The sequence below is a fragment of the Streptomyces camponoticapitis genome, from assembly GCF_014646115.1.
Classification (GTDB): domain Bacteria; phylum Actinomycetota; class Actinomycetes; order Streptomycetales; family Streptomycetaceae; genus Streptomyces; species Streptomyces camponoticapitis.
Window position 1 is genome coordinate 596,008 of sequence record NZ_BMMV01000001.1, and the last position, 23,226, is coordinate 619,233.

Here is a 23,226-nt window from a genome sequence, read left to right on the forward strand (position 1 = left end):
CTGTTCGGGCCGGAGCTGATCCGGCCGGAGCTGATCCGGCCGCGCGTGCTCCGGTCTGCGGTGCTGCGCCGTACGCCCCCGCTCGGCACGCGCCTGTTCCGCCCGCGCCTGCTCGACGCGCGCCCGCTGCACCCGGCCCGCCTGCACCCGGAGCGGTTCGCTGCGCGCCGGCCCGCCCGGCTCCGTACGGCCCCGGCGGTCCGGCCGCCCCGGATCCAGCGCGGCCACGGCCCGGTTCCGTACCGCGGCCACCAGATCCGCCGGCGCGGGAGGTCCGGCGTCCGCGCGGCGTTGCGCGGGCGCGCCGCCCGGCGGGGCAGCGGGGCGTACGGGACGGGGCGCCGGATGACGGTCGGTCCAGCAGTCGGTGAGCAGGGCCCGCAGCAGGGGCCTGGAGCGCGCCTCGGCGACCGTCCACTCGGCCACCGACACCAGCCGGTCCACGGGGTCGGCCGGCTCGGTCAGCAACCGCTCGACGCCGTGCAGATAGAGGTCGGCCTCCCGCCGTACCAGGGCGCGGGCGAGACCGTCCTTGCTGCCGAACTCGTTGTACAGGGTCTGCCGCGAGACCCCGGCGGCCGACGCGACGTCGACCATCCTGACGGCGGACCAGGACTGGTCCGTGAGCGCCGAAAGAGCGGCATTGAGTAGGGCTTCACGCGCTGTAGGCATAGGTGCCTCCCGGGCCGTTCGGCTCCGCACTCAGAGTTGACGCAGCCTCGCGCGCTGTCAAGAGGACCCGGAGCCGGTCCGGCTGCCGATCGGCCGTAGCCCGATCTTGGACGCTGTCGATACTGTGACGACCATGCCCGATTACCACGATGATCTGCGACTCGCCCATGTCCTCGCGGACGCCGCCGACGCCGCGACGATGGACCGGTTCAAGGCTCTCGACCTGAAGGTCGAGACCAAACCGGACATGACCCCGGTGAGTGAGGCCGACAAGTCGGCCGAGGAGCTGATCCGCGGCAATCTCCAGCGCGCCAGGCCGCGGGACGCGGTGCTGGGCGAGGAGTACGGCATCGAGGGCACAGGTCCGCGGCGCTGGGTGATCGACCCGATCGACGGCACCAAGAACTACGTACGCGGCGTACCCGTCTGGGCCACGCTGATCTCCCTGATGGTCGCGGGCGAGGGCGGCTACGAGCCGGTGGTCGGCGTGGTCTCCGCGCCCGCGCTGGCACGCCGCTGGTGGGCGGCGAAGGGCGGCGGCGCCTACTCGGGCCGCAGCCTGTCGTCGGCGACCCGGCTGCGGGTCTCGAAGGTCTCGCGGGTGGGGGACGCCTCGTTCGCGCACTCCTCACTGAAGGGCTGGGAGGAGCAGGGCCGCCTCGACGGCTTCCTGGATCTGACGCGGGCCTGCTGGCGTACGCGCGGGTACGGCGATTTCTGGCCGTACATGATGGTCGCCGAGGGGGCGGTGGACATGTGCGCGGAGCCGGAGCTCTCGCTGTGGGACATGGCGGCGCCGGCGATCATCGTGCAGGAGGCGGGGGGCCGGTTCACGGGCCTGGACGGGCGTTCCGGACCGCACAGCGGCAACGCGGCGGCGTCGAACGGGGTGCTGCACGAGGAGCTGCTCGGTTATCTGAACCAGCGCTACTGACGGCGGCGGGTCTCGGTCCGGCGCGATCCACGCCGCGCGATTCACGTCGCGCGATTCAGGTCGGTGCTGTCGGCGCGCGGCCTCGCCCGGGCATCGCCGACGCCGTCCGGGAAATTAATTCTCGGGGCGATGGGCCATTCGGGGGACGTGGAGCCCTTGGGGCACCCGGGGCGCGCGTCTCTGATCACCGCGCGCCGGGTACGTTGCTCCGCCCGCCCCCTTGTTGACGGAGCGTGCCGGTGTCACTCTGAAAGTCCCCCCACTTGTGAACTTGTGAATCCGTTCTCCAGCAGAGAGACCGGTTCACCGAGGAGGTGGCTCCATCCATGCTCGTCCGTGACGCCATGAGCACGGTGGTCCTCACCATCGGGCCCACCCATACACTCCGCCAGTCCGCTCAGCTGATGGCGGCACGCCGGGTCGGCGCCGCAGTGGTGCTCGACACCGAAACCAGCGGGCTCGGGATCCTCACCGAGCGTGACATCCTGATCTCGATCGGCGGCGGGCAGGATCCCGACGTCGAACTCGCCGGTACGCACACCACCACGGAGGTCGTGTACGCCTCACCGGTCTGGACCCTGGAGGAGGCGGCCGAGGCGATGACGCACGGCGGCTTCCGTCATCTGATCGTCTGCGACGACCGGGAGCCGGTCGGCATCGTGTCCGTACGCGACATCATCCGCTGCTGGGCGCCCGCGAGGCGCCGCCCGACGGCGCTGACGGGCTGAGCCGGAGAGACATCAGGGAGCAGCGGTGGAGGCCGGATCCGTCCCGGAACCCGGCCTCCACCCCTTCATCGGCGAGGGCCGTCAGCCGCGCAGGGCCTGGACCGCGGTGTCGAGCCGCTTGCCGAAGTCTCCGTCCGCCTGACGGAAGTTGTTGATCGCGCGCTCGGCGATGTCGTCGCGCGAGACCTTGGAGATGAACTGGGCGAGGTTGTCGACCAGCCGCGCCTTCTCGTCCTCCGACATCAGCCGGTAGAGGTTTCCGGCCTGCACGAAGTCGTTGTCCTCCGCGTGGACGGGGGCCTCGGTGTTGCCGGTGGTGCCGGTGACCTGGGTGGGCTGCCAGAGCGGCCGGTCCGTCTGGAAGGGGCCGCCGAAGCTGTTCGGCTCGTAGTTCTTGGCGCCCTTGTGACGGCCGTCGTACAGGAAGCCGTCACGGCTGTTCGTACGCGCGTCGGTGGCGTGCGGACGGTTCACCGGCAGGTGGTCGGCGTTGATGCCGACGCGGTAGCGGTGGGCGTCGCCGTACGCGAAGAGACGGCCCTGGAGCATCTTGTCGGGCGACGGGCCGATGCCGGGCACGAAGTGCGCCGGGCTGAAGATGGACTGCTCGACCTCCGCGAAGATGTTCTCCGGGTTGCGGTTGAGCTCCAGCTTGCCGATCTCGATCGGAGGGTAGTCCTCGTGCGGCCAGACCTTGGTCAGGTCGAACGGGTTGAAGCGGTAGTTGGCCGCCTCCGCCGCCGGCATGACCTGGATCTGCACGGTCCACAAGGGGAATTCACCACGCTCGATGGACTCGCGCAGATCGCGCTGGTGGCTGTCCGGGTCCATGCCCGAGAGCTGGTTGGCCTCGTCGGTCGTGAGGTTCTTGATGCCCTGGTCGGTCTTGAAGTGGTACTTGACCCAGAAGACCTCGCCGGCCTCGTTGTTCCACTGGTACGTGTGCGAGCCGTACCCGTTCATGTGGCGCAGCGTGGCGGGGATGCCGCGGTCGCCGAACAGCCAGGTCACCTGGTGCGTCGACTCGGGGCTCAGACCCCAGAAGTCCCATACGTTGTCAGCCTCCTGGCTGCCCGTGTACGGGTCGCGCTTCTGGGTGTGGATGAAGTCGGGGAACTTGATGGCGTCCTTGATGAAGAACACCGGGGTGTTGTTGCCGACGAGGTCGTAATTGCCCTCCTCGGTGTAGAACTTCAGCGCGAAGCCGCGCGGGTCGCGCACGGCGTCGGCCGAGCCGAGGTTGCCGGCGACGGTGGAGAAGCGCAGGAAGGTCTCGGTCTGCTTGCCGACCTCGGAGAGGAACTTCGCACGCGTCCACTGCGAGACATCGCGGGTGAGCGTGAAGGTGCCGTACGCACCGGCGCCCCGCGCGTGGACGATCCGCTCCGGGATGCGCTCGCGGTTGAAGTGGGCGAGCTTTTCGAGAAGAGTCTGATCCTGAACCAGAACGGGACCGCCGGCACCCGCCGTCTCGCTGTTCTGGTTGTCGGCGACCGGCGCGCCGGCCTCCGTGGTGAGCGGTCCCTGCGTCACGTGCGCCTCCTGCGTCATACCTGCTGAACTCTGTCCCTCGGCGATTGCCTGTAGCGATCCTACGATGGACTTTGTCTAAGTCAAGTAAGGGTCCAACTCCACACTCGTTCAGGATCTGGGCGCCCTCACTGTTAAGCTGATCCTCATGAGTGACCTGTTGGAACGACTTCGCGAACGCGGCTGGCGGATGACCGCCCAGCGACGCGTGGTGGCCGAGGTCCTCGACGGGGACCACGTGCACCTCACGGCGGACGAGGTGCACGCACGCGCCGTCGCCAGGCTCCCCGAGATCTCCAGAGCCACCGTGTACAACACGCTGGGCGAGATGGTGACGCTCGGCGAGGTTCTCGAGGTGTCAACGGACCGGCGCGCGAAAAGGTACGACCCCAACGCCCACCGGCCGCACCACCACTTGGTCTGCGCGCACTGCGGCACGATCCGCGACGTGCACCCGACGGGCGATCTGCTGGCCGACCTGCCGACGACGGAGCGTTTCGGTTTCGCGATCTCGGACGTGGAAGTGACGTACCGGGGCACCTGCCCCAACTGCGCCCGGGGCTGAACCCACTCCACACGGCCCGGCTCCATACCGCCCGTGAACACGACGAAGGCCCGGATCCTGATCAGGATCCGGGCCTTCGCCCTTCTGAGTAGCGGGGACAGGATTTGAACCTGCGACCTCTGGGTTATGAGCCCAGCGAGCTACCGAGCTGCTCCACCCCGCGTCGGTGAACTCGACATTACGTCACCCCGTCGACCAGCGCAAATCCCTCTTTCGGCGCCGGACCGCCGACGGAGCGGCCCGGCGGGCCGCGGTCGCCCGACGGCGACCGCGGCTCACGCGGTCAGCTCCTGGTGCAGCGCCTCGCGCAGCCGCGCGGCCCGCTCGGCGACCTCGGACGGTCCCAGCTCCACCGCGCGTGCGCACCAGCGCTGCCCCTCGGCCAGCTCCCCGCGCCGGGCCGCGAGCAGCGCGAGCCGCAGCGCCGCCCGCCCGTGGCCGGCCTGCGCGGCTCGGGACCACCAGAGCGCCGCTTCCCGCTCACTGCCCTCGCGGGCCAGCAGCAGCCCCAGGTTGAAGGCGCCGTTGCGGCTGCCCGCCTCGGCCGCCTCCCGGTACCAGCGCGCCGCGTCCGTCATGTCGCCGCGGCCAGCGGCGAGCATCCCGACCCGTACCTGGGCACGCCGGTGACCCTGCTCGGCCGCGCGCTCGTACCACTGCTCGCACTCGGTCTTCTCCGGCTGCGCCTCGCCGAGCGCCGGCGCGCCCGCGGGCGGCTGCCGCGCGTCCAGCACCGTCGCCAGCCGGAACGCGGCCTCCGCGCTGCCGCCACCCGCGGCGCAGCGCAGATGCCGCTCCGCCGCCTGCTCGTCACCGTCCCTGAGGCACGCGATGCCCACCTGAAGGGCCGCTTCCGTATGCCCGGCCGCCGCTGCCCGCTCGTACCAGACGAGGGCCGCACGGTCGTCGTCACGGCCCGCGTAGAGGATGCCGAGGTTGAACGCGGCGTCGACGCTGCCCGCCTCGGCGGCCTTGGAGAACCAGGGCTCGGCGCCCGTCGGATCCCCGGCCTGGAGGAGCAGCACGGCGAGGGCGTTGGCCGCCTCGCGGTGGCCCGCGTAGGCGGCCCGGCGGTACCACTGCTCGGCCTGTGCCGTACGGTCCTGGGCCGTGCAGAGCAGCCCGAGGTTGTAGGCGCCGTTGACGTCGCCCGCGTCCATCGCGGCCCGGTACCAGCGCTCGGCGGTCTGCTGCTCACCGCGCGCGGCGTGGAGCGCGCCGAGCGCGTTGGCGGCGTTGCCGTCGCCGTCCTGCGCGGCTCGCAGCCACCACACGGCGGCGCTCTCCTCGTCACCGGCGTCGCGCAGCAGGAAACCGAGGGCGCAGGCGGCCCGCGCCTCGCCGTCCTCGGCGGCCGTCAGATACCAGCGCCCGGCCTCCTTCAGCTCACCGCGGCCCTCCAGGATCGCGCCGAGGTGCAGCGCGGCACGGCGGTGCCCGCGCGTGGCGGCCTGCCGGTACCACTGGGCGGCCTCGGCCAGCAGGGACTGCCCGGCGTCGGCCTCGGCGCCGGGGCCCGTACCGGGACCGGCCCCCTCGACGCCGACGAGGCCGACGGGGGCCCTGCGCACACCGGAGTCCGCGCTGTCGCGCTCTCCCTTGCCGGTGATGACCGCGCGGACGGTGTTGCCGGTACGCGCGGCCTGACGCGCCCGCCGCTCCAGCGCCCGCGCGAGGCGGTACGAGGCCTCCCGGTGCCCCTGCTCGGCGGCTGCCCGCAGCCACCGCTCCGAACCGATGTCGCTGCGGTGCTCCAGCAGATCGGCGAGCGCGTAGGCACCCAGCGCGTGCCCCTGCTCGGCGGACTGCCGCAGCCAGTACTCGGCGGCGGGCTCGTCGCCCTGCTCGCGGTAGTGCCTGCCGAGGGCGTGAGCGGCCGCGGCCGAACCGGCGACGGCGGCGACCCGCCACCAGCCCGACGCCTCTTCGGTGTATCCGCGCTGGTGGAGGAGGACACCCAGGTTGTTGGCGGCGGCGCGGTCGCCCCCGGCGGTCGCGGAGCGCAGGTAGTTCTCGGCGGAGTCGAGGTCACCACGGCGCAGCAGCAGCGCCCCGAGCACGCTCATGGACGCGACGTCGCCGCCCTCGGCGGCGCGCCGGTGGCGCGCCTCCGTCTCGGCGTCGGCGCTCTCCGTGGGGCCGCCGGCCGCTGTGGCACCGGTCGCGCCCCTGGAATTCTCGGACTCGGCGGAACTGTCTACCTGTCGCTGTACAAACCGCCCTGTCTCCAACAGAGTTGCCCTGTCCCCCATAAAATCCATCGTTGCACCACCTGTTACCCGCGTACACCTGGTATATCGCGGCCACCAAGGTCACTTCAGCGTTTTGTCGACATGCCCACAGAGAGACAAGTCAAACGCCTATCCGGTCAACTCCCCACCATCGACACCCACTTCACCGAACAGGGTGTCACGGACCGGACACGAACAGGTACGACAGCATCACAACACAGAGCGAAGGCCCGGATCCTGATCGGATCCGGGCCTTCGCTTCGCCAGTAGCGGGGACAGGATTTGAACCTGCGACCTCTGGGTTATGAGCCCAGCGAGCTACCGAGCTGCTCCACCCCGCGTCGTTGTGTCCCAACCGTACCACGACGCGGGGTTGTTACTGATCAGCTGCTGTCGTCGCTCCCGCCCGCCGGAGGCTTGGCCGGCGTCTCCGTGGACGTCTCCGCCTCCGCCGCGCGCGCCAGGGCGTCCTGGAGGGCCTCCTGGGCCTTCCCGTACGCCACCCAGTCCTGCTTCGCCAGCGCGGCCTCACCGTCGGTGTACGCCTTCTGGGCGTCGGCGATGGCCTTCTTGAGCGCGGCGTCACCGGTGGCCGGCGGCGTCGTCGTGTCGTCGTCGCCCGGTGGCTGCGTCTCGGGTGGCGGCTCGGCCCCGTCGACACCGAACACCGCGTTCAGCGCCTCGGACAGACTGTCCTTGAAGACGGGCTTGCCTCCGTAGGAGACTGCGATCTTCTTCAGCAGCGGATAGTTCGCGCTGCCGCCACGGGCGTACACCGGCTCGATGTACAGGAACCCTCCGCCGAGCGGCACCGTCAGCAGGTTGCCGTACTCGATGTCCGAGTCGGTGCCTCTCAGGTTCCGCACGAACTCGGCGACTTCGGGCACGCCGTTCAACTCGCTCTGCACCTGTTGTGGCCCTTGGACCGTGGAGGTCACCCTCAGGACTCTGATGGTGCCGTAGTCCTTGCTGGTGGCGTCGGCATCGACCGCCATGAACGCCCCGAGATTGGGACGTCCGTTGGGTGTGAACGTCGTCGTCAGCGAGAACTTCTGGGCCGACTGCCCCGGCATCTTCAGACTCAGGTAGTACGGCGGGACCGCACTGCTGTCCTTGTTCGTCGGGTCGTCGGGCACCTGCCACGCGTCGGAGCCGCTGTAGAACTGGGCGGCGTCCGTGACGTGGTAGCGGGTGAGCAGCTCACGCTGGACCTTGAACATGTCCTGCGGGTAGCGCAGGTGGGCCCGCAGCTCCGGGTCGATGTCCGACTTCGGCTTCACCGTGTTCGGGAAGGCCTTCATCCAGGTCTTGAGGACCGGGTCCTCGGTGTCCCACTGGTAGAGGTTGACCGAGCCGTCGTACGCGTCGACGGTGGCCTTCACCGAGTTGCGGATGTAGTTGACCTGGTTCTGCTGTGCGACGACCGCGCGCTGGTTGTTGGTCAGCGAGTCGGCCGTGGTGTCGCCCAGCGTCGTACGGGACGCGTACGGATAGCCGTTCGTCGTGGTGTAGGCGTCGACGATCCACTTGATCTTGCCGTCGACCACTGCGGGGTAGGCGTCGCCGTCGATGGTCAGCCAGGGCGCGACCGCCTCGACGCGCTCCTTCGGCGTGCGGTTGTACAGGATCCGCGAACCCTCACCGATGGCGCCCGAGTAGAGCATCTGCGGCTCGCTGAACGCCACGGCGTACGCCGCGCGGTTCACCGGGCTGGAGAGATCGACACCGCTCTTGCCCTTGTAGCTGGTGGTCTTCTCACCGTTCTTCTCGTAGTCGAGCTCCTTCTGCGGGCCGCCCACGATCGAGTACTGCTGGGTCTTCTCGCCGTAGTAGATCCGCTGCTCGTACTTGCCGAGCTGGCCGGTGGTCGGCAGGCCGGACTCGGTGAAGTCGGGCGCGCCGATCGTGCCGTCGTTCTCGTCGGTGACCGTCCCGGTGCCCTTGGACGCGATCGCACCGTACCCATGGGTATAGGTGAAGTGGTCGTTGATCCAGTTGCGCTTGGGGATACCGGTGATGTTCAGCTCGCGCAGACCGATGACCGTGTCCTGCGGCTTCTTGTCCGGGCCGAGGTAGCGGTCGACGTCCAGCGTGTCCGGGAACTGGTAGTACTTGCGTTCCTGCTGGAGCTGCTGGAAGGCGGGCGAGACGACGTTGGGGTCGACCAGCCGGTAACTCGCCGCCGAGTCGGCGGCCTCGCGCTGCTGCGACTTCTGGTCGGGGGCGCCCTTGCCCGAGTAGTCCGTCACATCGGCGTCGTCGATGCCGTACGCGGCGCGTGTGGCATCGATGTTCTTCTCGATGTACGGGGCTTCCTTGGCCTGCTCGTTCGGCTGGACCTGGAACTTCTGCACGATCGCCGGGTAGAGGCCGCCGATGAGGATGGCGGACAGGACCATCAGACCGAAGCCGATCACCGGCAGCTGCCACGTGCGGCGCCAGAGCGTCGCGAAGAACAGCACGGCGCAGATGGCGGCGATGCAGAACAGGATCGTCTTCGCCGGCAGATAGGCGTTGGCGTCGACGTACCGCAGACCGGTCCAGTTGCCGGTGGCCTTGAAGTCACTCGCCTTGACCGCGAGTCCGTACCGGTCGAGCCAGTACGCCACGGCCTTGAGCGAGACGAACAGACCGAGCAGCACCGAGAGATGACCGGTGGCCGCTCCCGTCGCACGCGCGCCGGGGCTCGTGACGCGCAGCCCTCCGTACAGATAGTGGGTCAGCGCGGCGGCGATCAGCGCCAGGACGACGGCGGCGAAACCGAAGCCGAGCATGAAGCGGTACCAGGGCAGGTCGAACGCGTAGAACTTCACGTCCATGTGGAACTGCGGGTCCTTCTGGCCGAAGGACACACCGTTGACCCACATCAGCCACGTACGCCACTGCCCGGAGGCGGACGCTCCGGCGATCAGCCCGACGAGGGCGGTGATCCCGAGCAGCACCCACTTCTTGTACGGGGCGATGCCCATCCGGTACCGGTCGAGGCTCTGTTGCTCCAGCGACATCGCGCTCAGCGGCGGACGCAGCCTGTGCGCCAGCCAGATGTTGACGCCGACGGCTGCCGCCATCAGCAGACCGAAGACCGCGAACAGGCCGATCTTGGTCCAGAGGGTGGTGGTGAAAACGGACGAGTACTTCACCGAGCGATACCAGAGCCAGTCGGTCCAGAACCCCGCGAACATGACGAACATCATGGCCAGAACGGCCAGGATGCCCAGTGTCATGAGCAGGGTCCGGGCACGTCTGGACGGCCGGCCCACTCTGATCCGTGGCCCGGTCGGGCCTCCGCCGCGGTCCGGCATCTGGAAAGCCAACGTGCGCACCTCGAAGTTCGCGGTCGTGTGAAGCAGCTGAATCAGCGTCTGTAAGCGGGCCCAAGCGATCGTAGGGCCCACTCATGCAACTTACTGAGGCTTTACCTAGTTCCCGCACGGGGGTCGGAAGGAGGCAGGATGTTGGCCATGTCCAACCTTTCCTCCAACTCTTCCTCCGCGTCCTCGTCCGACGAGCCGCCTTCGGCGTCGGGCCCGGTCGCCTCGACCCCCATCACCCGTGCGGTGCTGGAGATCGACGAATACGCCTCCGGCCTGGGCTGGGACCAGCCGGCGAGGCTCTTCGGGCTCGTCGACACGGCCCGACTGCGCGCCGACGAACCGGAGCTGGCCGGCCAGCTCGGTCTCGACGAAGGCTCCACACCCGCCCCGCTCACCCCTGTCGAGCAGGACGAGATCCCTGCGGACACCCCGCTCGACGAGTTCCTCGCCACGATCGCCTGGCCCGGCGCGGTGGCGGGCTGCGCGATCACGGTGGAGCGCCTGATGCTGCCGCCGTCCGCCGAGGCGTCGGTGCCCGAAGGGCTCGACGAGTCGGGACTCGTCGACTGGGTGGCCGCCCACCCGGACCGCCAGGAGGTACGGATGACGGTCGCCGTGCTGCGTGACGGGACACGGGACTCGGCGCTGCGCCTGCGTGAGAAGGACTCACCGACGCAGGTACTGACCGGCGCCGGCCTGGTCCCGGGTCTCGCCGAGGCCCTGGCCGCGACCTTCGAGGCGTAACGGCCCCCGTACTCGATCCCCGGACGGGGCCGCACCCGCGGCCCCGTCCGGGGAATGAACGAACCCGGTGTCCCCGGACCCTCAGCTCGTCGAACAGCTCGGCAGGGTGTCCGTGTCGCCGCTCTTGATCTTCTCCAAGGACGCCGTCGCGTCCTTGATGTTCTTCACGCGCACCAGCGTGAGGCCGTCCGGGATGTCGGAGGCGGCCGCCGAACAGTTCTCGTCCGGTGTGAGGAAGTACCGCGCACCCGCGTCCCGGGCGCCGACGAGCTTCATCCCGATCCCGCCAATCGGCCCGACCTTGCCGTTGTCGTCTATCGTGCCGGTGCCCGCGACGAACTTGCCGCCCGTGAGATCACCGGGCGTGATCTTGTCGACGATCCCGAGCGCGAACATCAGACCGGCGCTCGGCCCGCCCACGTCGGCCAGCTTGATGTCGATCTCGAACGGGAACGTGTGGTCCGTGCCGGCCTGGATGCCGACGATGGCGCGGTCGTCGCCCTCGTCCGACTTCACCGTCTTGATCGTCACCTTCTCGGTGCCCTCGGGCTCCTTGCCGGCCTTCTCGGCCGCCTGGGCGACCTTGGCCGGGATGATGGTGAACACGACGTCCTCGCCCGGCTGGTGCTTGGTGACCATCTCGGCGACGTCCGGCGGCGCGGAGACGGTCTTGCCGTCCACCGCCTTGATGACGTCACCGGCGTGCAGTGTGCCGTCGGAGGGGCTGTCCTTGACGACCGCGGAGACGACCACCCGCGACGTGACGGGGATGTTCTCCTCCTTCAGGGCCGCGACCTTCGCGCTCTCCTGGGACTGGCTGAACTCCTCCGCGTTCTCCTGCGTGGACTGCTCTTCCGTCTTGCCGTCCGGATAGAGCGTGTTGTGGGGCACCACGATGTTGTCGTGCGACAGCCAGCCGTAGACCGCCTCGACCACATTCATCTTGTAATCCGCGCCGGTGACCCTGACCGTCGTCATATTGAGATGACCGGACGTGGGATAAGTCTTGCGGCCGGAAATGTGGAGCACCGGCTCACCATTCGCGTCGCCGAGTGTGTTCACGGTCGGACCGGGACTCATCTCCGCGTACGGAACGCGGATGAACACTCCCGCACAGAGCAGCGCGATGAGGACGAGGGTGGAGGCGAGCATCGTCGCGGTGCGGCGTGGCATGGAACGACAGTACGGGAAGGGTCTGTCAGTGCACCCTCGGGGCCGGTCCGTACGGGGCCGTGCGCGGCCCCGGCGCGTGGCCGGAAGGGCGGGCGGTCAGGGACGCCGGCCGGACCGGCGGGGCTTACGGGCGGCTCACCTCAGGTGGCGTCCGTCGGGGCGGGATGGGACTTCGCCATCGCGTCACGGAAGCGCGCGTAGCCGGCGAGTTCCGCCACATCTCCGGTGGTTCGGTCTCTGGAAACCCAGCTTCCCCATATCGCCGCGCCGATGGCGGCGAAGAGCGGAATCAGCAACCAGGCAAGCGCGGCCATCCCGACCTCCTTACCCATGTGTGAGTGCGAAACGAGTGATCAGCAGATTAGCCATCTGCTGCTTCAACGCTGCTGGCAGGGGTGCGGTTACGCAAATCGGGCCACATGGGAACAGAGGGCGACGCGGTGGTGCGTGAGCACGGTGGAAGCGGTGTCGACGGGCGATCCGAAAGCGGTGCGGGAAAGGAGTCAGCAGGCTCCGACCCATTCCTCCGTGCCGTCGGAGAATGTCTGGTGCTTCCAGATCGGCACCTCGTGCTTGAGGTCGTCGATCAGCCTGCGACAGGCCTCGAAGGCCTCCGCGCGGTGCGGGCAGGAGACGGCGACGACGACCGCCAGATCTCCGACGGCGAGGTCACCCACACGGTGGACGGCCGCCAGCGCGCGGACGGGGTAATCGGCGACGACCTTCTCGGCCACCCGGCGTAGCTCGGCCTCGGCGGACGGGTGACAGGAGTACCCGAGGGCGTCGACATCGGCTCCCCCGTCGTGGTTGCGGACCGTCCCCACGAACAGCGCGGTGCCTCCCGCCGCGTCGTCGCCGACGGCCCGGAAGATCTCGTCGACGGACAGCGGGCTCTCGCGGATCGCCAGCAGCCGGATGGGGTCCTGTGCCGCCTGCTCACCCGGGTGCGCCTCGTTGCTTGCCATGCGGCCCATCGTGCCGTACGGCACCGGCATCGCGTAATGGCGCGTTCGAACGACTGCCCGTCCACCGGCTCGGAGCCTCCTACGGAGGACGTCGTGGGCGGTGGGCGGCCCCCGGGGCGCTCAGAGGCGTCGGCGCGCCTTGCGGGCGCGGCGTACCACCGCTGCCGCGCCGAGGAGCGCGACGGTCGCACCGGCGGCGCCGGCGGCCGTGGCGTCCTTGCGGCCGAGACGGCGGCCCGCGACGGTGTGGCGGCCCTCGACCTCTTCGAGGAGCGCGCCGAGGACTTCCTCGTTGGTCCAGCGGGGACGCCAGCCCGCGTCGTGGAGACGGCTGACGCTGACCACCCAGGGATGCATCGTGTAGGCGAGGTCGCCGGCCGGGGACGGCGTGAGGCCGATCCGGTGCAGCCGGGCCGCGGCGCCGAGGGCGACGGCGGACGGCAGCTCCATACGGCGGATGCCGCTCAGCTCCTCGATCTCCTCCTGTTCGAGCCAGCCGTCGCAGCCCACCGCGAACTCGCCGTCGACCTTCTCAAGCGCGGCGTACTCCAGGGCGCTGACCAGGTCCTCCACATGGCAGAACTGCCAGGTCGGCCGGGAGCCGGCGACGACCAGCAGCCGGGGCGACTCGAAGTAGCGGGTCAGGGCGGTGTCCGTGCCGCCGACGAGGACGGCGGGGCGTACGACCGTGACGTTCAGGCCAGGGTGCGCGCGGGGCGCGCGGCGGCCGAGCCGTTCGATCTCCAGCAGGTCGCCGACGCCGGTGGCCTCCGCCGTCGCGCGCAGCTCGGCGTCCTCCGACAGCGGGATGTCGTTGTCGGGCAGCGCCCCGTAGACCATGGCCGACGTGCACAGGACGACCCGGTGCACCCCCGCGGCCGCCGCGGCGGTGAGCACGGTCTGGGTGCCACGGACGTTGTACGCCGTACGGGCCGCCGCGTCCCGCTCCAGGTCCAGATCGAGCGCCAGGTGGACCACGACGTCCGCGCCGCGCAGTTTCTCGGCGATGGCGGGGTCCCGTACGTCGAGGATGTGCCACTGCGCCTCGGTCACCTCACCGCGGCGCTCGTCGATGGCCACGACCTGCTTGATCTCCTCCGACGCCGCGAGGCGCCGGGTGAGCAGGTCGCCGACCCCGGAGGCGGCTCCGGTGACCGCCACGACGGGGCCGCGTGGCGGGGTCGGGGTTGAGCGGTTTCGCGCTGCGCGAACCTGCGGATCTGGGGAACTCACCGGGCGTCTCCAGCGGTTGTCTTCAGTACGGACGTGTACAACACGTACGTACCAGGTGGCGTCCATCCTGCCGCAGGCCAAGCATTGGCGGAGCACCGAGCCCGGATGCGGCCTCGGATGTCTACGCTGGGTGGTGTCGGGCAGTCGCTGTCGGCGGAAAAGCCGGCGGCCCAACGAGCCGAGGAAACCCGTGAGTGACACCCCATTCGGATTCGGCCTTCCGCCGGAGGAGCCAGAGGACGGCGACGGCAAGAAGAACGACCCCGCCGGAGGTGGTCAGGGTGGTGGCGGCCAAGGCCGCGGGGGCAACCCCTTCTCGGGGTTCGGTCTGCCGGGCGGCTCCGGCGGCCAGGGCGGCGACAACCCGTTCGCGGCGATGTTCGGGTCGATGAACCCCAACGATCTGGGCGCCGCGTTCCAGCAGCTCGGCCAGATGCTCAGCTACGAGGGCGGTCCCGTGAACTGGGACATGGCCAAGCAGATCGCCCGCCAGACGGTCTCGCAGGGCACGCCGGACGGTACGAAGGACGCCAGCGTGAGCCCCGGCGAGCGGATCGCCGTCGAGGAGGCCGTGCGGCTGGCGGACGTCTGGCTTGACGCCGTGACGTCGCTGCCGTCCGGTGCGGGCACGACCGTGGCATGGAGCCGCGCGGAGTGGGTCGAGGCGACCCTCCCGGCGTGGCAGCAGCTCGTCGACCCCGTGGCCGAGCGCGTGGGCGCCGCCATGGGCGATGTGCTGCCCGAGGAGATGCAGGCCATGGCCGGGCCGCTGATCGGCATGATGCGCTCCATGGGAGGCGCCATGTTCGGCCAGCAGATCGGGCAGGCCGTGGGTGTACTGGCGGGCGAGGTGGTCGGCTCCACGGACATCGGGCTGCCGCTGGGTCCGGCCGGCAAGGCCGCGCTGCTCCCGCTGAACATCGGGGTCTTCGGCAAGGACCTCGGCATCCCGCAGGACGAGGTGCGGCTGTATCTGGCCCTGCGCGAGGCGGCCCACCAGCGGCTCTTCGCCCATGTGCCGTGGCTGCGCGGGCATCTGTTCGGGGCCGTCGAGGGCTATGCGCGGGGCATCAAGGTCGACGCCTCCAAGCTGGAGGACGCCGTCAGCCAGCTCGACCCCTCGAACCCCGAGCAGCTTCAGGAAGCGCTTCAGCAGGGCATGTTCCAGCCGGAGGACACGGTCGAGCAGAAGGCCGCCCTGGCGCGGCTGGAGACGGCGCTCGCGCTGGTCGAGGGCTGGGTGGACGCGGTGGTCCACGAGGCGGCCAAGACCAGGCTGACGTCGGCGGACGCGCTGCGCGAGACGCTGCGCAGGCGCCGCGCTTCGGGTGGCCCGGCCGAGCAGACCTTCGCCACCCTCATCGGCCTCCAGCTGCGCCCCAGGCGGCTGCGGGACGCCTCCCGGCTCTGGGCCTCGCTCACGGACGCGCGGGGCGTGGACGGCCGCGACGGGCTCTGGCAGCACCCGGACATGCTGCCGACGGCCTCGGACCTGGACGATCCGGACGGGTTCGTCCACCACGAGCACGCCGACTTCTCCGAGCTGGACAAGCTGCTCGGCGAGGCTGCGGGCGGCAAGCCGAAGCTGGAGAAGGACCCGGAGACGCGTTCCGAGCCGGAGACGCGTTCCGAGAAGGACAGAGACCGGCCCGACGACCAGGGCGAGGGCGGCGACGAGGGCAAGGGCGACAGCGGCAAGTGAGTCTGCACGACGACGCCGTGCGCGTCCTGAGGGCGTACGACGGTCGGTACGCCGGTCAGGAAGAGCTGCGCGGGATCTATCTGGAGCATCTGGCGGCCCGTCCGGACGGGATGTGGAAATCCTGTGAGGCCGGGCATGTCACGGCGAGCGCGCTGGTGATCGACCCGGCGCGCGGCCGTGTCCTGCTGACCCTCCACAAGAAGCTCGGTATGTGGCTCCAGATGGGCGGCCACTGCGAGCCCGGGGACGACTCGCTCGCGGGGGCGGCGCTGCGGGAGGCCACGGAGGAGTCCGGAATCCCGGGACTGACGCTGCTGCCGGGCGGGCCCGTACAGCTCGACCGGCACGGGATTCCGGCGCCCTGCCACTGGCATCTGGATGTCCAGTACGCGGCTGTGGCGCCGGTGGGCTCCGTCGAGGAGATCAGCGAGGAGTCGCTGGATCTGCGCTGGTTCGCGTACGACGAGGTGGCGGCGGTCGCCGACGGGTCCGTCGTACGGCTGCTGGAGCGCACGCGGGCCGCGCTCTCCGAGCAGGTCCACGGCTGACGGGAACGAGCGGGGGCGGCCTCCGTGGAGACCGCCCCTGACGGACCGAAAACGGGCCGATCCGACCGGATCGGCCGGATTCAGCGCGCGTTGTTCCAGACGTTGTTCTGGTTCTGCGCGTGGGCGCCCTGCTGGCCCACGCCGAACTGGGCACGCGCACCCTGTCCGATCTCCGCGTTCTGCGGCGGCATGACCTCACTGGGCTGCACGAGCGCGAAGCCCTGGCCCAGGAAGCTGAGCTCCCAGCCCTCGCCGGTGTTGCCGCGCCGGCGCCGTACGCCCGAGGAGTGCGTCTGTGCCTGCATCTGCACCCGCAGCGCGGAGGACCACGCCACGATCGCGTCGGCATCGACGTTCACGTACTTGTCCGGCGTCACGAGCATCATCAGCGGCTGCCCGGACGTCATCAGGGCGACCTTGCCGCGCCCCGAGATGTTGAGCTGGTACTTGCCGGAGCCTGAGATGCCGTACTGGCTGTCCACCGCGATGACCTCGGTGTGCAGCGTGGAGTCGAGGGCCAGGACATAGGCGCTGTCGACGGTCATGCCCTCCTGGTCGACATCCACGACGTGCACGTACTGCGCGAGGTTCGCGAAGTAGACCGTCCCCTGGCCCGAGCAGCGCATCAGGTCCAGGCCCTCGCCGGTGTTCGCCCTGGCGCGCCGCTGGCCCTGGGACTGGTACTCACCGTCGAAGTCGATGAGCCCCTGGTAGGCGACCATCGCGCCCTTGCGGGCGAGGACGTCGTCGTGGCCGGTGAGCGCGACCCGCAGAAGCTGCGGGTTCTGTACGACATAGCGGTCCTGGGACTGCGTCTCCGCGAGTCCGAAAAGCGGGCTCTGCATGATGTTTCCTCCCCCTCAGCCCCGGATCCGCAGGCGGTCGGTGCTGTCCTCGCTCGGTTGTACGACGACGAGGCCCTGGCCCGAGAAGGCCATCTGGTAGGCCTCCCCGCTGCCCCGTCCGATCAGGGACGAGGCCTTGAAGCTGCGCTTGCCCTTCACCTTGAGCCCGGGTGACCAGGCCACGAGGGCGTCCGGGTCGACGTATGTCTCGTCGTCGCCACGGCCGCAGTCGACGACGATCGGCGTACCTCGCGAGGTCAGCGCGACCCAGCCGGTCCCGCCGACCGTGACGTTCCACAGACCCTGTCCGGCGAACTTCGCCAGCCCCTTGACCTTCTCGACGCCCCACTGGAGGTGCGCGTCGAAGGCCAGCAGATTGGTGCCGTTGACCGAGATCGAGTCGTTGTTGAGGTTGATGACGACGACGTCGGCGCCGTAGTCGGCCAGGTAGAGCAGGCCGTCTCCGGCGCACTTCATGATCGGGGTGCCCTCGCCCGTCACCCACTGGCCGGCGATCTGCCGTACGGCGGGCGGGTTGGGCTCGTACTGCACGAAGCCCTCGTACGCGACCATCGAACCGGTGCGCGCGTAGAGGTCCTGACCACTGGCCATCGCGACCTTGAGCATGGTGCGGCCGTGATTCTCCATCCGCGCCGAGACGGGGGACGGGGCGAAGCCCGCGAGTTGCTGGTTCATGTGCCGGACTCCCTCAGACCTCGTACGGCTGGACGACGATGAAGTTTCCGGGGGCTCCCCGGAACTGCAGATTCACGGTCTCTCCGCTGTGTCCCGGATACGCGTTGCGGCGCAGCCGGACCTGGCTGGAGAGGATCACCTGGGAGGCGGCAGACCAGGCGACGACGGCGTTGCAGTCGGCGAAGGTCGTGGGGGTGACGGGCAGGACGACCGGGACACCATGGGTCTTCACGACGATGGTGCCGGTGCCCTGGAACTGCATGGTGAACAGGGCTCCACCGGGGATGCCGTGGCCCTCGATACGGCGGACCTCGTACTGAAGGGACTCGTCGAAGGCGAGCACGTTCTCCGCGGAGACGCAGATGGCGTCGCCCTGGAGCTCGATCGGGTGCAGATGCGAGGCCTCCTCGGCGAGGAAGACCTGGCCGCGGCCGGAGCAGCGCATGAGCTGCATCTCCTGGCCGGTCGCGTTGCCGACGATGCGGCCCGCGAAGCCGGCGCCCTTGTAGCCGAAGTCGACCTTGCCCTGGTACATGACCATGCTGCCCTGGCGGGCCAGGACGGGTGCGCCGCCCATGGCGAGGTCGACGCGCATCAGCTGCTGGTTCTGCGGGGTCCAGCGCTGGCCGGTGGCGGCCTCCTTGTACGGCTGGAGCGCCGCCAGGAGACCCGCGCCGGCCTGCTGGCCCGCTTGCGGCATGCCTGGGGGCGGTGCGCCCTGGGGCTGGCCTCCGTAGGGAGGCGGGGTCGGCTGCCCGTACGGCGACGGCGCGCCCGGCGGCTGTCCCTGACCGGGGAACTGGCCGGGAGGCTGACCGGGGAACTGGCCGGGCGCCTGGCCCGGGACCTGGCCGAACTGCGGTTGCTGCGGTGCCTGCGGCTGGCCGGGCGGCTGCGCGTACGGCGACGGCGCGGGCGCCGGAGGCATCGGGGCGGCGACGGTCGGCGCGCCGTGCATCGGGTGGGGCGCGGGGGCCGGCGGGGGCGCGCCGAACGACGGCGGAGGCGGAGGCTGCGGGGCCCCCGGCGCGGGCGGGGCCGGCGGGGCTCCGAAGGCCGGAGGGGGCGCGGCGCCTCCGGGCGGCGGGGCGAACGAGGGTACGGCTCCTTGGGCGGGCGGCTGCGCCGCGGCCGGCTCCTCCTCGGCGACTTCGCCGCCGAAGTTCTTCAGGAGCGCGTCGAGACCGCCGTCGAAGCCCTGGCCGACGGCGGCGAACCGCCAGACGTCCTTGAGGTAGAAGTCTCCGAGCATCACCGCGCGTTCGGTGGTGAACTCGGAGCCGGTGAAGGCGTATCGGACGACTTCTTCGCCGCCCGCGACTATCCGGATGTATCCGGGGCCCACCTGGGACATCTGTCCGGCCCCGTCGATGGTGGCGGTGAAGGACAGTCGCTGGATGTTCGCCGGAATGCGGTCGAGCGTGACTCGGAACGATTCGGTGTCGCCCGACTGCGCGCCCAGCAACTGGACGGATTCCTCGGGAGACTTCGGCTGATTGAAGAAGATGAAATACCGGTCGTCCGAGAGCTGTTCATTGGCGTCAAGGCCGAAACAGCTGATGTCGAACGTCAAGCCGGGCGCCGCGATCTGCACACCTACGTACAGATCCGTCCCCTGCGTGAGGTCACTGATTTTGGCCTTGTGGCCGCGTTGGAATTCCCTCGCCATGCGTAACGACCGTCCCCCGTCCCGAGCTGAACACGTCGCGTCAGGCTAACCGTTGCGTCCGAGATTGAGCCAAGCCGGTACAGATTCGGTACACGATCGGCGAGGGGGCGCCGTCACTCTCCGGGGGCGGCGGGCAGGTGCGGCAGCCGCTCGGCGGCGACGACACCTTCGAGGTAGCCACGGGCCCGCTCGGTGCGCGGATACGCCTCCAACAACTCCCAGAAGCGTGGGCCGTGCCCCGGCACGAGCAGATGGGCCAGCTCGTGCACGAGCACGTAGTCGACGACGTACTCGGGCATGCCCTGCAGCCGGTGCGACAGACGGATACTGCCCTCGGCAGGGGTGCAGGAGCCCCAGCGGGTGTTCTGGTTGGTGACCCAGCGGACGGACGCGGGGCGGGCCCTGCCCTCGAAATACTGCTCGGACAGCCGCTCGGCGCGCTCGGTCAGATCGCTGTCGCCGAGGAGGCGCTTGCTCTCCTGGGCCGCGAGTTTGTCGAGCATCACGCTCACCCAGCGCCGCTCCTCCGCCTCCGACATCCGGGCCGGGATGAGCACGATGGTGCGGTCGCCCTCGCGGTACGCCGAGACCGTCCTGCTGCGCCGGGCACTGCGGCGGACCTCGACGGCGCTGGTCGCCGGTCCGCGCTGCGGGCGGCCGGTCACGCCGCGCTCTTCGCTTCCGGCGCTGTGCGGTGGGGATTCCCCCGCAATGCGAGGAGAAGGGTCGGCGGACACGCTTCGACGTTACCCGCTGTCAGTGGGAAACGTCCCGTCGCGACGGCCTTTCGATCTTGGTCCACTCCATACACCCGTCATTTGAATGCCTAATTCCCCATGCCTGTGGATAACTCTTCGCACCTCTCACCAGTTCCTTGCATTCTGGAATCCGATCGCGGGACAGGCATCACGGGGGGAGACGAATATGCATCCAATGGTGAAGCCCGCGCTGCGCAGGGCGTGGCGGGAGAGGCAGACGGTTCAGTTCGGAATCACACCCGCGCACGCGGTGGTGGTGGGCCCTGTTGATACGGCCACGGGCAGCTTTCTCGACCTGCTCGACGGCACGCGGGGGCTGCCGCTGCTGCGGGACGAGGCGCGGAGCCTGGGGCTGCCGGACGGCAAGGCGGAAGCGCTCGTGGACCGGCTCTCGGCGGCCGGGCTGCTGGACGACAGCACGGCGGGCGGGCGGCCCGCCGAAGCGTTACGGAATCGAAAGGTGGAGCTCGACCGGTTACGGGCGGATCTGGCGTCGCTGTCGATCACGAACCGCGAGCCGGGTGCGGCGATGGAGCGGCTGGCGGCGCGGCGCACGATGCGCGTCCAGGTGCGCGGGGCGGGTCGGGTGGGGGCGGCTGTCGCCTCGGCCCTCTCGGCCTCCGGGGTGGGCCGGGTGGATGTGCTGGACAGCGGAAACACCGAGGCGTGGGACGTGGCTCCGGGCGGGCTCCCGGTGGAATCGGTCGGTGAGCGCAGGGACGTGGCGGCCCGGTCGCTGGTACGGCGCTCGGCTCCCGGCAGATCCGTCGGAGGGAGGGTGTCCGGCGCGCGGCCGGCGTCCGATACGGACGGGGCGGCGGACGAGGCGGACGGCGCAGGCGGGGCGGAGGCGGGGGGCCTCGACGACATGGCCGGCGGGTGGGCGGCGGCCGAACGGCCCGAGCGCGCCGACGCGCGGGCGGCCACGGTGAGCGGTGGCGGGGCAGGGCTGTCGCTGGTGATCGTCGCCCCACGGGACGGGCTCGCGGCTTATGTCCCGGATCCGGCGTCCGCCGAGCGCTGGATCCGCACCGGGACTCCCCATCTCTACGCCGGAGTTGTCGAGGCCACGGGGGTGGTGGGCCCGCTGGTGCTGCCGGGCGGCACGGCGTGCGCGGGCTGTCTGACCGAGGAGCGGACCGCCCGGGAGCCGGGATGGCCCCTCATGCTGGCCCAGTGGCGGTCGGGACGGAGGGCGTCGGTCACACCGGCCTGTGACCTGGGGCTCGCCACCACCGTGGCCGGTCTCACCGCTGCCCACGCGCTGTCCTTCCTGGACGGTGAGCTGCCTGCGAGCACAGGAGCGCGCTGGGAGATCACGCTGCCGCTGCTCGACTGGCGTTCGGAGCGCATCGCGCCGCATCCCGCCTGCCCCTGCGGTGCCGCCGGAGAGCGGGAGGGAGAGGGCATGGCCGTGTCCGGCGCGCCGCAGGACACAATGGTGCGGTAACCGCCGTACGCGGCTCGGCTGTCTGGGATTTGGAGGGGCGCATGTCTGATCTTCCCCGTAAGGCCGTCACCCGAACTGCCAAGCTGGCCGCACTGCCACTGGGCTTCGCCGGCCGTGCCACCTGGGGTCTGGGCAAGCGGATCGGCGGCAAGTCCGCGGAGATGGTGGGCCGGGAGCTCCAGCAGCGGACGGCGGACCAGCTCTTCAAGGTGCTCGGCGAGCTCAAGGGCGGGGCCATGAAGTTCGGGCAGGCCCTGTCCGTCTTCGAGTCCGCGCTGCCCGAGGAGGTGGCGGGGCCCTACCGGGCGGCGCTCACCAAGCTCCAGGAGGCGGCCCCTCCGATGCCGACCAGCACGGTGCACAAGGTGCTGGCCGAGCGGCTCGGTGAGGACTGGCGCGAGCTGTTCCTGGAGTTCGAGGAGAAGCCGTCGGCCGCCGCCTCGATCGGCCAGGTGCACCGGGCGGTGTGGCACGACGGGCGGGATGTGGCCGTCAAGGTCCAGTACCCGGGGGCGGGGGAGGCGCTGCTGTCGGACCTCTCGCAGCTGAGCCGGTTCGCCCGGCTGCTGGGTCCGCTGATCCCAGGCATGGACGTCAAGCCACTGATCACCGAGTTGCGGGACCGGGTGTCGGAGGAGCTGGACTACGAGCTGGAGGCCGGGGCCCAGCGGGAGCACGCGGCGGAGTTCGCGGACGATCCCGACGTGGTCGTGCCCGATGTGGTGCACCAGTGCGACCAGGTGCTGGTCACGGAGTGGATCGACGGCATCCCGATGGCCGACGTGATCACGGAGGGCACCGAGGAACAGCGCGACCGCGCGGGCCAGTTGCTGGCGCGCTTCCTCTTCTCGGGCCCCGCCCGTACGGGACTGCTGCACGCGGACCCGCATCCGGGCAACTTCCGGCTGCTGCCGCCCGCCGAGGAGGAGGGTGAACTCCGCCTCGGTGTGCTGGACTTCGGCACCGTCGACCGGCTGCCGGGCGGGCTGCCCGAGACGATAGGCGAGTCGCTGCGGCTGACGCTGGAGGGCGACGCCGAGACGGTATACGAACTTCTGCGCACGGAGGGGTTCGTCAAGGAGTCGATCGATCTCGACCCGGACGCGGTGCTGGAGTATCTGGTGCCGATCATCGAGCCCGCACAGGCGGAGGAGTTCACCTTCACCCGGAGCTGGATGCGTACGCAGGCGGCCCGGATCGCCGATCCGCGGTCTCCGGCGCACCAGTTGGGCAAGCAGTTGAATCTGCCGCCCTCCTATCTGCTGATACATCGCGTCACGCTGAGCACGATCGGGGTGCTGTGCCAGCTGAACGCCACGGTCCGGCTCCGCGAGGAGCTGGAGGAGTGGCTGCCGGGCTTCCTGCCGGAGGAGCTCGCCTACGAGGAGGAGACCGAGACCGGCGCGGGCGCCTAGCTTGTTCTTTATCTACCAAGATCTTCCGGGCTTGCCGATGGCCCTGAGGGTCTC

General features: G+C 70.1%; 19 protein-coding genes, 2 tRNA genes and 1 pseudogene. 8 read left to right on the plus strand and 14 right to left on the minus strand.

From position 1 onward, the window contains the following. Window positions 1–210: 210 nt before the first annotated feature. A pseudogene (locus IEY79_RS02590) lies at window positions 211–672 on the minus strand (TetR/AcrR family transcriptional regulator); the annotation flags it as partial. Between the two features lie 133 nt (window positions 673–805). Here IEY79_RS02590 and hisN point away from each other — a divergent pair. After that, window positions 806–1,606 carry a histidinol-phosphatase gene (gene hisN / locus IEY79_RS02595; protein WP_189105568.1) on the plus strand — a complete coding sequence of 267 codons (801 nt, stop codon included), beginning with the start codon at window positions 806–808 and terminating at the stop codon, window positions 1,604–1,606. 326 nt (window positions 1,607–1,932) lie between these two features. Continuing rightward, window positions 1,933–2,334 (plus strand): CBS domain-containing protein, encoded by a 402-nt coding sequence (locus IEY79_RS02600; protein ID WP_189105569.1) that lies wholly within the window; start codon window positions 1,933–1,935, stop codon window positions 2,332–2,334. An 81-nt stretch (window positions 2,335–2,415) separates the two neighbouring features. Here IEY79_RS02600 and IEY79_RS02605 read toward each other — a convergent pair whose 3' ends face one another. Then, window positions 2,416–3,885 (minus strand): catalase, encoded by a 1,470-nt coding sequence (locus IEY79_RS02605; protein ID WP_189105570.1) that lies wholly within the window; start codon window positions 3,883–3,885, stop codon window positions 2,416–2,418. A gap of 127 nt (window positions 3,886–4,012) precedes the next feature. On the opposite strand from IEY79_RS02605, the gene IEY79_RS02610 reads away from it, so the two are divergent. After that, window positions 4,013–4,429, plus strand: a complete 417-nt coding sequence (locus tag IEY79_RS02610) for a Fur family transcriptional regulator (protein WP_189105571.1) — start codon at window positions 4,013–4,015, stop codon at window positions 4,427–4,429. Between the two features lie 89 nt (window positions 4,430–4,518). On the opposite strand, the gene IEY79_RS02615 is transcribed toward IEY79_RS02610, so the two are convergent. The 4 genes from IEY79_RS02615 to IEY79_RS02630 all read right to left on the minus strand — a co-directional run bounded on the left by IEY79_RS02615 (window position 4,519) and on the right by IEY79_RS02630 (window position 9,962). Beyond that, window positions 4,519–4,592, minus strand: a tRNA-Met gene (locus IEY79_RS02615). 112 nt (window positions 4,593–4,704) lie between these two features. Continuing rightward, complete coding sequence (locus IEY79_RS02620; protein ID WP_189105572.1) at window positions 4,705–6,690, minus strand: tetratricopeptide repeat protein; 1,986 nt, start codon at window positions 6,688–6,690, stop codon at window positions 4,705–4,707. A gap of 237 nt (window positions 6,691–6,927) precedes the next feature. Beyond that, window positions 6,928–7,001 (minus strand) — tRNA-Met (locus tag IEY79_RS02625). Between the two features lie 42 nt (window positions 7,002–7,043). After that, window positions 7,044–9,962, minus strand: coding sequence for a UPF0182 family membrane protein (locus tag IEY79_RS02630; protein WP_189105637.1), 2,919 nt, complete (start codon window positions 9,960–9,962; stop codon window positions 7,044–7,046). Between the two features lie 150 nt (window positions 9,963–10,112). Here IEY79_RS02630 and IEY79_RS02635 point away from each other — a divergent pair, with 150 nt between their 5' ends. Then, window positions 10,113–10,718, plus strand: a complete 606-nt coding sequence (locus tag IEY79_RS02635) for a PPA1309 family protein (RefSeq protein WP_229700565.1) — start codon at window positions 10,113–10,115, stop codon at window positions 10,716–10,718. 81 nt (window positions 10,719–10,799) lie between these two features. Here IEY79_RS02635 and IEY79_RS02640 read toward each other — a convergent pair whose 3' ends face one another. The 4 genes from IEY79_RS02640 to IEY79_RS02655 all read right to left on the minus strand — a co-directional run bounded on the left by IEY79_RS02640 (window position 10,800) and on the right by IEY79_RS02655 (window position 14,089). Beyond that, complete coding sequence (locus tag IEY79_RS02640; protein ID WP_189105573.1) at window positions 10,800–11,891, minus strand: YlbL family protein; 1,092 nt, start codon at window positions 11,889–11,891, stop codon at window positions 10,800–10,802. A 140-nt stretch (window positions 11,892–12,031) separates the two neighbouring features. Further along, a complete protein-coding gene (locus tag IEY79_RS02645) occupies window positions 12,032–12,205 on the minus strand; it encodes a hypothetical protein (protein WP_189105574.1) in 174 nt (57 codons plus the stop codon). A gap of 189 nt (window positions 12,206–12,394) precedes the next feature. After that, on the minus strand, window positions 12,395–12,856 hold the full coding sequence (locus IEY79_RS02650) for a molybdenum cofactor biosynthesis protein MoaE (protein WP_189105575.1): 462 nt from the start codon (window positions 12,854–12,856) through the stop codon (window positions 12,395–12,397). Between the two features lie 120 nt (window positions 12,857–12,976). Then, the gene (locus tag IEY79_RS02655; RefSeq protein ID WP_189105576.1) at window positions 12,977–14,089 is read right to left on the minus strand and encodes an SDR family oxidoreductase; all 1,113 of its coding nucleotides are present in this window, start codon (window positions 14,087–14,089) and stop codon (window positions 12,977–12,979) included. A 190-nt stretch (window positions 14,090–14,279) separates the two neighbouring features. Between IEY79_RS02655 and IEY79_RS02660 the strand changes: the two genes are divergently transcribed. Both IEY79_RS02660 and IEY79_RS02665 read left to right on the plus strand, forming a co-directional pair. Further along, complete coding sequence (locus IEY79_RS02660) at window positions 14,280–15,791, plus strand: zinc-dependent metalloprotease (RefSeq protein ID WP_189105577.1); 1,512 nt, start codon at window positions 14,280–14,282, stop codon at window positions 15,789–15,791. Further along, window positions 15,788–16,339 carry an NUDIX hydrolase gene (locus IEY79_RS02665; RefSeq protein ID WP_189105578.1) on the plus strand — a complete coding sequence of 184 codons (552 nt, stop codon included), beginning with the start codon at window positions 15,788–15,790 and terminating at the stop codon, window positions 16,337–16,339. Before IEY79_RS02660 ends, IEY79_RS02665 begins: the two co-directional genes overlap by 4 nt. Before the next feature lie 80 nt (window positions 16,340–16,419). On the opposite strand, the gene IEY79_RS02670 is transcribed toward IEY79_RS02665, so the two are convergent. The 4 genes from IEY79_RS02670 to IEY79_RS02685 form a co-directional block, all read right to left on the minus strand. After that, window positions 16,420–17,184, minus strand: a complete 765-nt coding sequence (locus tag IEY79_RS02670) for an AIM24 family protein (RefSeq protein ID WP_189105579.1) — start codon at window positions 17,182–17,184, stop codon at window positions 16,420–16,422. A gap of 15 nt (window positions 17,185–17,199) precedes the next feature. Further along, a complete protein-coding gene (locus IEY79_RS02675; RefSeq protein WP_189105580.1) occupies window positions 17,200–17,880 on the minus strand; it encodes an AIM24 family protein in 681 nt (226 codons plus the stop codon). 13 nt (window positions 17,881–17,893) lie between these two features. Continuing rightward, window positions 17,894–19,549: a TerD family protein gene (locus tag IEY79_RS02680; protein ID WP_189105581.1), complete on the minus strand. Its 1,656-nt coding sequence runs from the start codon at window positions 19,547–19,549 to the stop codon at window positions 17,894–17,896. Between the two features lie 113 nt (window positions 19,550–19,662). Then, the gene (locus tag IEY79_RS02685; RefSeq protein ID WP_189105582.1) at window positions 19,663–20,286 is read right to left on the minus strand and encodes a M48 metallopeptidase family protein; all 624 of its coding nucleotides are present in this window, start codon (window positions 20,284–20,286) and stop codon (window positions 19,663–19,665) included. A gap of 187 nt (window positions 20,287–20,473) precedes the next feature. On the opposite strand from IEY79_RS02685, the gene IEY79_RS02690 reads away from it, so the two are divergent. Together IEY79_RS02690 and IEY79_RS02695 are read left to right on the plus strand one after the other, a co-directional pair. Further along, a complete protein-coding gene (locus IEY79_RS02690) occupies window positions 20,474–21,757 on the plus strand; it encodes a TOMM precursor leader peptide-binding protein (protein WP_189105583.1) in 1,284 nt (427 codons plus the stop codon). A 41-nt stretch (window positions 21,758–21,798) separates the two neighbouring features. After that, window positions 21,799–23,172, plus strand: coding sequence for an ABC1 kinase family protein (locus tag IEY79_RS02695; RefSeq protein WP_189105584.1), 1,374 nt, complete (start codon window positions 21,799–21,801; stop codon window positions 23,170–23,172). Window positions 23,173–23,226 lie beyond the last annotated feature (54 nt).

Bases quoted from the DNA above. Each gene is read 5' to 3' on its own strand.
- hisN (WP_189105568.1), top strand. From the start codon at position 806: ATGCCCGATTACCACGATGATCTGCGACTCGCCCATGTCCTCGCGGAC.
- IEY79_RS02600 (WP_189105569.1), top strand. From the start codon at position 1,933: ATGCTCGTCCGTGACGCCATGAGCACGGTGGTCCTCACCATCGGGCCC.
- IEY79_RS02605 (WP_189105570.1), bottom strand. From the start codon at position 3,885: ATGACGCAGGAGGCGCACGTGACGCAGGGACCGCTCACCACGGAGGCC.
- IEY79_RS02610 (WP_189105571.1), top strand. From the start codon at position 4,013: ATGAGTGACCTGTTGGAACGACTTCGCGAACGCGGCTGGCGGATGACC.
- IEY79_RS02620 (WP_189105572.1), bottom strand. From the start codon at position 6,690: ATGGATTTTATGGGGGACAGGGCAACTCTGTTGGAGACAGGGCGGTTT.
- IEY79_RS02630 (WP_189105637.1), bottom strand. From the start codon at position 9,962: ATGCCGGACCGCGGCGGAGGCCCGACCGGGCCACGGATCAGAGTGGGC.
- IEY79_RS02635 (WP_229700565.1), top strand. From the start codon at position 10,113: ATGTTGGCCATGTCCAACCTTTCCTCCAACTCTTCCTCCGCGTCCTCG.
- IEY79_RS02640 (WP_189105573.1), bottom strand. From the start codon at position 11,891: ATGCCACGCCGCACCGCGACGATGCTCGCCTCCACCCTCGTCCTCATC.
- IEY79_RS02645 (WP_189105574.1), bottom strand. From the start codon at position 12,205: ATGGCCGCGCTTGCCTGGTTGCTGATTCCGCTCTTCGCCGCCATCGGC.
- IEY79_RS02650 (WP_189105575.1), bottom strand. From the start codon at position 12,856: ATGGCAAGCAACGAGGCGCACCCGGGTGAGCAGGCGGCACAGGACCCC.
- IEY79_RS02670 (WP_189105579.1), bottom strand. From the start codon at position 17,184: ATGCAGAGCCCGCTTTTCGGACTCGCGGAGACGCAGTCCCAGGACCGC.
- IEY79_RS02675 (WP_189105580.1), bottom strand. From the start codon at position 17,880: ATGAACCAGCAACTCGCGGGCTTCGCCCCGTCCCCCGTCTCGGCGCGG.
- IEY79_RS02680 (WP_189105581.1), bottom strand. From the start codon at position 19,549: ATGGCGAGGGAATTCCAACGCGGCCACAAGGCCAAAATCAGTGACCTC.
- IEY79_RS02690 (WP_189105583.1), top strand. From the start codon at position 20,474: ATGCATCCAATGGTGAAGCCCGCGCTGCGCAGGGCGTGGCGGGAGAGG.
- IEY79_RS02695 (WP_189105584.1), top strand. From the start codon at position 21,799: ATGTCTGATCTTCCCCGTAAGGCCGTCACCCGAACTGCCAAGCTGGCC.